Raw genomic sequence first — 8,670 nt, 5'->3', positions numbered from 1 at the left:
GGCCGAACCGGCGCGCAGCCTTCATAGTCGCGCCCGGTTCGGCCGGCCTGATCCTCAACCAACCATTCAGCAACGAATGAATAATGCGGTGTGCGAAGCGGCCGCAAATGGAGAAGCTCATGAAAATCGTCATCATCGGCGGAACCGGCCTGATCGGTTCGAAAACGGCCGACCGCCTCCGCAGCCAAGGCCATGACGTCATCGCCGCCGCCCCGAATACCGGCGTCAACACGATCACCGGCGAAGGACTAGCCGAGGCGCTCGCCGGCGCCTCCGTCGTCATCGACCTCGCAAACTCGCCCTCCTTCGAGGACAAGGCCGTGCTCGATTTCTTCGAGACCTCGGGCCGCAATCTGGTAGCGGCCGAAAAGGCCGCCGGCGTCAAACATCACATCGCCCTTTCCATCATCGGCGTCGATCGCCTGCCTGGCAGCGGCTATATGCGCGCCAAGGTCGCGCAGGAAAAGGTCATCCGGGAATCCGGCATACCCTATACGATCGTCGACTCGACGCAGTTCATGGAATTTTTGAGTGGCATCGCCCAATCCGCCACCATCGGCAACGTCGTGCGGCTGCCGACGGGCTACGTGCAGCCGATCGCCTCCGACGACGTGGCCGACGCCATGGCCACTGTTGCGACGGCAGCGCCCATCAATGGCGTGATCGAGATCTCCGGCCCGGAACGCGTCCGGATGAACGAGCTCGTCACCCGCTATCTGAAGGCCATGGGCGATGCGCGCCATGTCGAAGGCGATCCCGATGCCCGCTATTTCGGCACCAAACTGGAGGACGGTTCGCTTGTCTCCGACAACAATCCCCGCCTCGGCCATGTCACCTTCGAACAGTGGTTCGCGACCTCCGCCCGTAAATGAATGCCCGTCAATAAGGGCCTGCAAATAAGAGGACGACGATGGGCCGTCGCGGGCGGCGCATCGTTCAGCCTTCGAGAAAGGAAATTTCGAGATGATCAAGCCAATCCTTACCCTTGCCCTGACCGCTCTGTTGTCCACTACGGCCGCCGCCCATGATGCCGGCGACAAGGACGCCAAGGTGACCCTCGTCTATAGCCATGAATTGCCGAATGTGCCCGGCAAGAGCATGAAGGGTGTTCTGGTCGAATATGGTCCCGGCGGCTTCTCGTCGGCCCACACCCACCCGAACTCGGCCTTCATCTATGCGACCGTTCTGGAGGGTGCGATCCGCAGCCAGGTCAATGATGGTCCCGTCAAGGTCTACAAGGCGGGCGAGAACTTCTCCGAGATGCCGGGCGATCGCCATGGCGTCAGCGAGAATGCCAGCAAGACCAAGCCTGCCAAGCTGCTCGCGGTCTTCGTCGTCGACAGCAGCCAGAAGGAACTGACCTTCCCGATCAAGAAATAGCGGTAGCTGGGTTGGGGCGGGTGCTCAAGGCACTCGCTCCCACCTCGCCTGCCCTTCTATTCAGCCTGCCGCACCCCTGTTGGAAACCATCGTCGGTGAGCCCGTCATGTTTGGCGAACATCATTCCCTTCCGCTCGTCCTGATCAATCTTCTAGGGCTTGCCGGAATTCTCATTTGGCATATTCAGGGACGCAGCCGTCCGACCGCGCGCTTGATCGTGCAGATCCTGTTCTTCGCCGGCATGAGCCTCGTGCTCTGGCTTGCCGGAATTTCGCCCTATCGTCTCGACGATGCCGAGCTTCAGGAGGCCGGCATTCTGCTCGCCAAGTCCGCAAGGATCCTCTGGTGGCTCCATCTTGCATGGACGATGATCGGCTTCGTCCATATCTACATCACCCTCAACCGGCGGCCACAGGAAGCGCATCTTCTCCAGGATCTGATCGTCGGCGTCGTCTATCTCGGCGTGGCGCTGTCGGTCATCGGCTTCGTCTTCGGCGCGCCGATCGGGCCGCTCATTGCCACCTCGGGCGTGGTGGTGGTCATCATCGGCCTGGCGCTGCAGAACACGCTGGCCGACGTTTTCTCCGGGATCGCGCTGGCGCTCGGTCGTGCCTACGCCATCGGCGACTGGATCCAATTGAGCGACGGCACCGAGGGGCGTGTCACGGAAACCAACTGGCGCTCCACCAATCTTTTGACCGGCGGGCACAATGTCGTCGTCCTGCCCAACAGCGTCCTGGCAAAACAGGGCGTGACCAATCGCAGCCGTCCGGACGAGTCGCATCTGGTTGCACTGACGATCCGGATTGCCGCGACCCATAGGCCGCACGTCATCGAGGAGATCATGCTCATCGCGCTGCAGGACTGCGAACGGATCGTCAGGAACCCGCCGCCGGCCATCGCGCTCAAGACAATCGACGCGATTGCCATCGAGGTCGAGTTGCAGTTCCGCGTGGCGAGCGCAGCCACGCGCACGCCGGCGCAAAACGAGATCATCGATCTCGTCTATCAGCACTGCAGGACGAATGGCCTCGCATTGGCAATGCCGGAACAAAGCTTCTTCTGCCTGCCGCCCGCCGAGGGTGCCGACCCCGCCGCAGCCGTGGTCAGGCAGCTTTCATCCGGCACGCTCTAGCACCCATTCGAAGGAGCTCTTCCAAATCTCCGGCGCGACTTCCTGCGACAGGATGCCGACAAGATCCGACAGCTTGACCCCACGCAATTTTGCCCGCCAGGCTTCGTCAGCCTCCCACATGATGCGCGCGACGGCGCATGGGCTGCTTTCGCAATAGCCCTTCGGGCGGCAGGGATTATTGGCCCGGATGTTGTTGCAGACAAAGGTGCGCTGCCGGCCCTCGACGGCCTCGACGATCTCAAGGAAGGTCAGTTCGGCCGGCGGCTTCGCCAGCCGGTAGCCGCCCGAAGGACCAAGGGTCGTATCGACAAGCCCCGCCTGCGACAGGCCTTGCAGAGCCTTGGAAAGATATTCCTTGGGAAGCCCATGGAATTCGGCCAGTGCTTTGGTGGAGAGATAACGACCGTCGGGCAGACCCGCTAGAATGGCGCAGCAATGAAGTGCCCATTCGACTTGGCTTTTCAAGATCATAAAATTTATTCCAAGGGGCCGATCTTCGCTGGCCTCCATCAAGGACAAAGGATATCCTTATTTCGCCAAAGTGTAAACCGAATGCCGCGTATCGCTTGTGCAAGCCGGATACATCGGCGTCACTTGCCGCCAATAAGCAATAATCCAGCCATCAGCATGCAGAGCGCAGGTTAAGACATGGCCGCTCAGGTCATCCATTTGCGGTGTTCGATGAAGCGTTCCGCCAGAAGGTCGATGAACAATCGCACCTTTGTCGGCAGATGGCTGCGGTTCGGATAGATCGCGCTGATCGTGAACTCCACGGCACGATAATCGGGCATGACGTGCACGAGGCGCTCTGCGGCGACATCTTCAAAGACGATGAAGCTCGGGGCAAGGAAGATGCCCTGTCCGCTGGCCAGGAGATAGCGCAAAGTCTCAGCGCTGTTCGAGACGACATTGCCCGAGATCTTGACGCCTTGCTGCTTGCCCTCGGCATCCTCGAAACGCCATTCGTCGCCATAGGGATAGTGGGTATATTGCAGGCAATTATGCGCTACGAGATCGGCCGGTACGTTCGGCAAGGGATGCGTGTCGCGATATTCAGGCGAGCAGACGAGCATATGGCGCCAGGGCGTGAGCTTGCGCGAGACAAGAGTCGAATCCGGCGCCGGCAAGGTGCGGATCATCAGATCGCAGCCCTCTTCGATCATATCGATCGAGCGCTCGCCGACGTTGAAGTCAAGCGAGATCGCCGGATACTGCGTCATGAATTCGTTAACGACGGGAAGCAGGAAGCGGACGATGGCGCCGCTGGTATAGATCTTCAGCGTACCGCGCGGCATGGTGCTGAGAGCGCCGGCCGTCCGATCGGCCTCCTCGAGATCGGCAAGGATCTGCGAGGAGCGCTCATAATAATATTTGCCTGTCTCCGTCAGGCTGACCCTGCGCGTCGTGCGGTTGAGGAGCCGCACGCCGAGACGATCTTCCAGCGATTGCACATGATTGCCCACCATGGTGACGGACATGTTGAGCCGGCGGGCGGCCGCGGAAAAACCGCCGCTATCCACCACCCGGCCAAAGACTATTAGGCTGGTCAGCCGATCCATATCGTCCTCGGATTATCCGCTGTGAGTTGATGATCCTTCAAGATTTGAGGAGATTATCAGAGGGACCGTTCGGACGCATCTTCATCGCATCAAAAAGGGGCCTACGCAAACGGGCTCAATGCTGAAGGAAACGGACAATGGTCGAACTACCCCGCAACGAGGCGTTCAGAAACGCAAGCCAGGCCGATGCAGCACCGGCCGGCGAAGTGGCAAAGTCTCCAGCCGCCGAGGCGCCACAAGGCCCGGTTGTCGGCGCGCCTGCCGCTGCCATCGCCCCAAAGGCTGGCCGCAAGCTGGTCAAGCGCGGCGTGCTTGCGGCCGCGCTGCTGGCCGGCGTCGCCTTTGGCGCCGATTTCGGCTATCGCTACTGGACGGTCGGACGCTTCATCGAATCGACCGACGACGCCTATGTGAAGGCCGACTACACGACGATCGCACCGAAGGTCGCCGGCTACATCAGGCAAGTGCTCGTCAACGACAATGACACGGTCAAGGTCGGTCAGGTGCTTGCCCGCATCGACGATCGCGATTTCCAGGCGGCTCTTTCCCAGGCGAAGGCGGATCTCAAGGCTGCCGATGCGGCGATCGCCAATATCGACGCCCAGATCCTGCTGCAGCAATCGCTGATCACGCAGGCCCAGGCAACGGTCGATTCTTCGAAGGCTTCCCTGGACTATGCGATCTCGGACGCAGCGCGGTCGGCACGGCTGATCACCAACGGCGTCGGCACCCAATCGCGCGCCGAAGAGACGCAATCGGCCAGCAAGCAGGCTGCCGCTGCCGTCGAACGCGATCAGGCCGCGGTCGTTGCGGCCCGGAACAAAGTGCCGGTGCTGCAGACACAGCGCGATCAGGCGGTCGCCCAGCGCGACCGTGCCGCTGCCGCGGTCCAGCAGGCAGAACTCAACCTGTCCTATACGAACATCGTCGCGGCCGTCGATGGCACGGTCGGCGCCCGCTCGATCCGCGTCGGACAATATGTCACCTCCGGCACGCAGCTGATGGCGGTGGTGCCGCTGCATTCGGTCTATGTCGTTGCGAATTTCAAGGAGACGCAGCTGACCTATGTGCGCCCCGGCCAATCGGTCGAGATCAAGGTCGACAGTTTCCCTGATGTCGCCATCAAGGGTCATGTCGACAGCCTCTCGCCGGCAAGCGGGTTGGAGTTCTCGCTGCTGCCGCCGGACAACGCAACGGGCAATTTCACCAAGATCGTCCAGCGCATCCCGGTGAAGATCGTCATCGATGACGAGCAGCTGGCGGGGTTGCTGCGCTCCGGCATGTCGGTCGAACCTGAAATCGATACCAAGGCAGTCCAGACCTCGACGGCCAATGCCGAGAAATTATCCAACGACGCTGAGTAATCTTCCCTTCCTTTGTCGATTATCACCTCAACATCGTCATGAGATTGTTCCGGCATCAGCCGGACGGAGAAACATCGTGACCACTCTTCAGATCGCCGCAAACAACAATTCCGCCGCATCCGCGAACGCTGTCGCCACGCCGGCTGCGCGGCCTGCCATGAGCCCGCTGCGCATGTGGACCGCCGTGGTGGGCTCCACGCTTGGCGCCTTCATGGCCGTTTTGAACATCCAGATCGTCAATGCATCACTCGCGGACATCCAGGGCGCGATCGGCGCAGGAACGGATGACGGCGGCTGGATCTCGACCTCCTACCTGATCGCCGAGATCGTCGTCATTCCCCTCAGCGCCTGGCTGGCGCGCGTCTTTTCCGTCCGCAAATATCTGCTGACCAATGCCATTCTCTTTCTCATCTTCTCAGTCGCCTGCGCCTTTGCCGCAAACCTGCAGCAGATGATCATCCTGCGCGCCATACAGGGCTTTTCCGGGGGCGTGCTGATCCCCATGGCCTTCACCATCATCATCACGCTGCTGCCGAAGCCCAAGCAGCCGATGGGCCTTGCCCTCTTTGCCCTTTCCGCGACCTTCGCGCCGGCCATCGGCCCGACCATCGGCGGCTATCTCACCGAAAACTGGGGCTGGGAATACATCTTCTATGTCAATCTCGTGCCCGGCATGCTGATGGTCGGCATGCTCTGGATCTCGCTCGACCGCGCGCCGATGAACCTTTCGCTGCTCGCCAAGGGCGACTGGCCCGGCATTATCACTATGGCGGTTGGCCTTGCCGCGCTGCAGACCGTGCTCGAAGAAGGCAACAAGGACGACTGGTTCGGGTCCCCCTTCATCGTCCGTCTCTCCGTCATCGCCGCTGTCTCATTGACGCTCTTTCTCGTCATCGAGCTCCGCGCCGCCCATCCGCTCCTCAACCTGCGCCTGCTGGCGCGCCGCAATTTCGGCTTCGGCATCATCGCCAATTTCCTGATGGGTGTTGCCCTTTATGGCTCGGTCTTCATCCTGCCGATCTATCTGACCCGCATCCAGGGCTACAATTCCGAGCAGATCGGCATGGTGCTCGCCTGGACCGGTATTCCGCAGTTGATCCTGATCCCCCTGGTGCCACGTCTAATGAAGCGCATCGATGCCCGCCTGCTGATTATCGTCGGCTTCGCGCTCTTTGCCGCTTCGAACTTCATGAACATCTACATGACGAGCAATTATGCCAGCGATCAGCTCTTTTGGCCGAACATCGTGCGTGCCGTCGGCCAGGCGCTCGCCTTCACGCCGCTGACGGCAATCGCGACCGCCGGCATCGAGCAGGAAAATGCCGGCTCCGCCTCGGCACTCTTCAACATGATGCGCAATCTCGGCGGCGCGGTCGGCATTGCCGCGCTGCAGACCTTCCTCACCAAGCGCGAGCAGTTTCATTCCAATATCCTCACGAATTCGGTCTCGGTCTTCGAAGAGGCTACCCGTGCCCGCGTTGCCAGTCTTACCAACTATTTCATGAACCACGGGGTCAGCGACCAGGCGCTTGCCACGCATAAGGCCATCGTCGCCATTGCCGCCAGCCTTCGCAAGCAGGCCAACATCATGGCTTTCAGCGACACGTTCTTCCTGCTCGGCGCAGCACTCGTCGTTGCCCTCGCCGCCAGCCTTCTTTTGAAGAAACCCGGCCAACTTTCCGGCGGCAGCGCGCACTGAGCGCCGCACCTCGAAGAGGAGGAAATAGAAATGACCTTGCTGCATGACATGCCAAAAGCCGCAACAGCCGACCCCAGGACGCTCAGCGGCGGCATCAATAACCGAGCAACCCTGAGCCTCATCGAGTGGCTGACCGGCGACGAATGCCACGCCCTCGACGAGGCGGGCCTTGTCGCAGGTCTTGGACGCCGCCTGCAGGCGCTTGGCCTTCCCGTCGATCGATTGACCCTGCACCTGACGACGCTGCATCCTGAATTCATCGGCCGCACCTTTGCCTGGGCGCCGGGCGAGCCGGTCGAGATACATGATCGGGAACATGGCGCGCGGCTCGCTTTGGCCAATACGCCGCTCGTGAAGGCGCAGGACATGCGCGAGACGCTGGTCGTCGGCCCGGGCGAGAGCCCGCACGGGCGCTGGCAGCATATCGACATCTTTTACGGCCGCGGGCTGGTGCAGCTGATCGTGGCGCCGCTCTGCAATGCCGACGGGCCGATCAGCACCGCCGCCTTCGGCACGCGCCGCCCCGGTGGTTTCACATCGGCCGAACAGGACGTGATCGAGCGCATCCTGCCGGCGCTGCGCAATACCTGCGAGCTGCGCGTTCTCAGACAATGCGAACTCAGCCTTCTCGATACCTATATCGGCCCGATGACGGCAAGCCGGATCCTTGCCGGGCATATCCGCCGCGGGGAGATCGAATCCATGGAGGCGGCACTTCTGCTCTGCGACCTGCGCGGCTTCACCGAACTTTCCAACCGGCTGCCCGGCAGCACCGTCCTCGGTCTCCTGAACGCCTATTTCGACAAGGTAGTACCCGCAATCACCCGCGAGGGCGGCGAAGTGCTGAAATTCATGGGCGATGCCGTTCTCGCCTTCTTCCCAGGCGCCGACGCAGCCGGCGCCTGCGGGTCAGCACTGGCTTCGGCGAAAACAATCCTCGATGAAATCGACGGCTTCGACTATGACGGCATCCACGTCAAGGTCGGCATCGCGCTGCACTACGGCGAAGTCAGCTACGGCAATGTCGGCTCCGGCAACCGCCTGGACTTCACCCTGATCGGCCCCGACGTCAATATCGTCAGCCGCATACAGAGCATCTGCAGCGAAAGCGGCGAAGCGCTCCTGACTTCGGCCCCCTTCCGGCAAAAAGCGGAGATCACCGACACAATCTCGATCGGACAGCAGCAATTGAAGGGTTTCGCCGAAGCGATGGAGCTTTTTGCGCTCACGCGCGCGGAGTGATCGTGGAGCGGTATGCATCGGCGGAAGCGAGGAAAGTATGCCTCGCGCCTAAACGCATGGATTGCGCCAAATGGGAGGCATCGGTAAGCCAGAGCTTAAGCTCGTCATCCTGAAAAGTCTCAATCCACAGACCTGTTTCCGGCGCTCCCAATTCATTAAGGCTTTGAACACACAACTCATTAGCCAAGCCTTTTTTAGTTGATGCGAATCTTAGGCTGTGCTTTTAAATTGTGAGGGGGAGACTGAACGTCGCCTTTAAGCGCCTTGTAGATTGGGGGGACAATGCGCGAA

General features: G+C 61.0%; 8 protein-coding genes. 6 read left to right on the top strand and 2 right to left on the bottom strand.

Annotated elements, in window-relative coordinates:
• The first annotated feature begins 119 nt into the window (after nt 1-119).
• From ACPYOP_RS06125 to ACPYOP_RS06115, 3 genes are all read left to right on the top strand, one after another.
• Entirely contained in the window at nt 120-872 is a 753-nt protein-coding gene (locus tag ACPYOP_RS06125) for an SDR family oxidoreductase (protein ID WP_481409501.1), read from the top strand.
• Between the two features lie 91 nt (nt 873-963).
• Nucleotides 964-1,380, top strand: coding sequence for a cupin domain-containing protein (locus ACPYOP_RS06120; RefSeq protein WP_481409500.1), 417 nt, complete (start codon nt 964-966; stop codon nt 1,378-1,380).
• Between the two features lie 106 nt (nt 1,381-1,486).
• Nucleotides 1,487-2,515, top strand: a complete 1,029-nt coding sequence (locus ACPYOP_RS06115; RefSeq protein WP_481409499.1) for a mechanosensitive ion channel family protein — start codon at nt 1,487-1,489, stop codon at nt 2,513-2,515.
• Here ACPYOP_RS06115 and ACPYOP_RS06110 read toward each other — a convergent pair.
• Both ACPYOP_RS06110 and ACPYOP_RS06105 read right to left on the bottom strand, forming a co-directional pair.
• On the bottom strand, nt 2,498-2,986 hold the full coding sequence (locus ACPYOP_RS06110) for an RrF2 family transcriptional regulator (protein ID WP_481409498.1): 489 nt from the start codon (nt 2,984-2,986) through the stop codon (nt 2,498-2,500). The genes ACPYOP_RS06115 and ACPYOP_RS06110 overlap by 18 nt on opposite strands.
• A 185-nt stretch (nt 2,987-3,171) precedes the next feature.
• Nucleotides 3,172-4,074: a LysR family transcriptional regulator gene (locus ACPYOP_RS06105; protein WP_481409497.1), complete on the bottom strand. Its 903-nt coding sequence runs from the start codon at nt 4,072-4,074 to the stop codon at nt 3,172-3,174.
• 137 nt (nt 4,075-4,211) lie between these two features.
• Here ACPYOP_RS06105 and ACPYOP_RS06100 point away from each other — a divergent pair, with 137 nt between their 5' ends.
• From ACPYOP_RS06100 to ACPYOP_RS06090, 3 genes are all read left to right on the top strand, one after another.
• Nucleotides 4,212-5,438, top strand: a complete 1,227-nt coding sequence (locus tag ACPYOP_RS06100) for an HlyD family secretion protein (protein ID WP_481409496.1) — start codon at nt 4,212-4,214, stop codon at nt 5,436-5,438.
• A 76-nt stretch (nt 5,439-5,514) separates the two neighbouring features.
• Nucleotides 5,515-7,137 carry an MDR family MFS transporter gene (locus tag ACPYOP_RS06095; protein ID WP_481409495.1) on the top strand — a complete coding sequence of 541 codons (1,623 nt, stop codon included), beginning with the start codon at nt 5,515-5,517 and terminating at the stop codon, nt 7,135-7,137.
• 48 nt (nt 7,138-7,185) lie between these two features.
• Nucleotides 7,186-8,379 carry an adenylate/guanylate cyclase domain-containing protein gene (locus tag ACPYOP_RS06090; RefSeq protein ID WP_481409508.1) on the top strand — a complete coding sequence of 398 codons (1,194 nt, stop codon included), beginning with the start codon at nt 7,186-7,188 and terminating at the stop codon, nt 8,377-8,379.
• Nucleotides 8,380-8,670 lie beyond the last annotated feature (291 nt).

This window comes from Rhizobium sp. KNZ2-6A (assembly GCF_056755475.1).
Note: the sequence above shows the minus strand (reverse complement) of the source record. Positions and strands in the feature narration are given on the sequence as shown.

Excerpts from the sequence above, each read along its gene's own strand:
- ACPYOP_RS06125 (WP_481409501.1), top strand. The coding sequence starts at position 120 with ATGAAAATCGTCATCATCGGCGGAACCGGCCTGATCGGTTCGAAAACG.
- ACPYOP_RS06090 (WP_481409508.1), top strand. The coding sequence starts at position 7,186 with ATGCCAAAAGCCGCAACAGCCGACCCCAGGACGCTCAGCGGCGGCATC.
- ACPYOP_RS06120 (WP_481409500.1), top strand. The coding sequence starts at position 964 with ATGATCAAGCCAATCCTTACCCTTGCCCTGACCGCTCTGTTGTCCACT.
- ACPYOP_RS06110 (WP_481409498.1), bottom strand. The coding sequence starts at position 2,986 with ATGATCTTGAAAAGCCAAGTCGAATGGGCACTTCATTGCTGCGCCATT.
- ACPYOP_RS06105 (WP_481409497.1), bottom strand. The coding sequence starts at position 4,074 with ATGGATCGGCTGACCAGCCTAATAGTCTTTGGCCGGGTGGTGGATAGC.
- ACPYOP_RS06100 (WP_481409496.1), top strand. The coding sequence starts at position 4,212 with ATGGTCGAACTACCCCGCAACGAGGCGTTCAGAAACGCAAGCCAGGCC.
- ACPYOP_RS06115 (WP_481409499.1), top strand. The coding sequence starts at position 1,487 with ATGTTTGGCGAACATCATTCCCTTCCGCTCGTCCTGATCAATCTTCTA.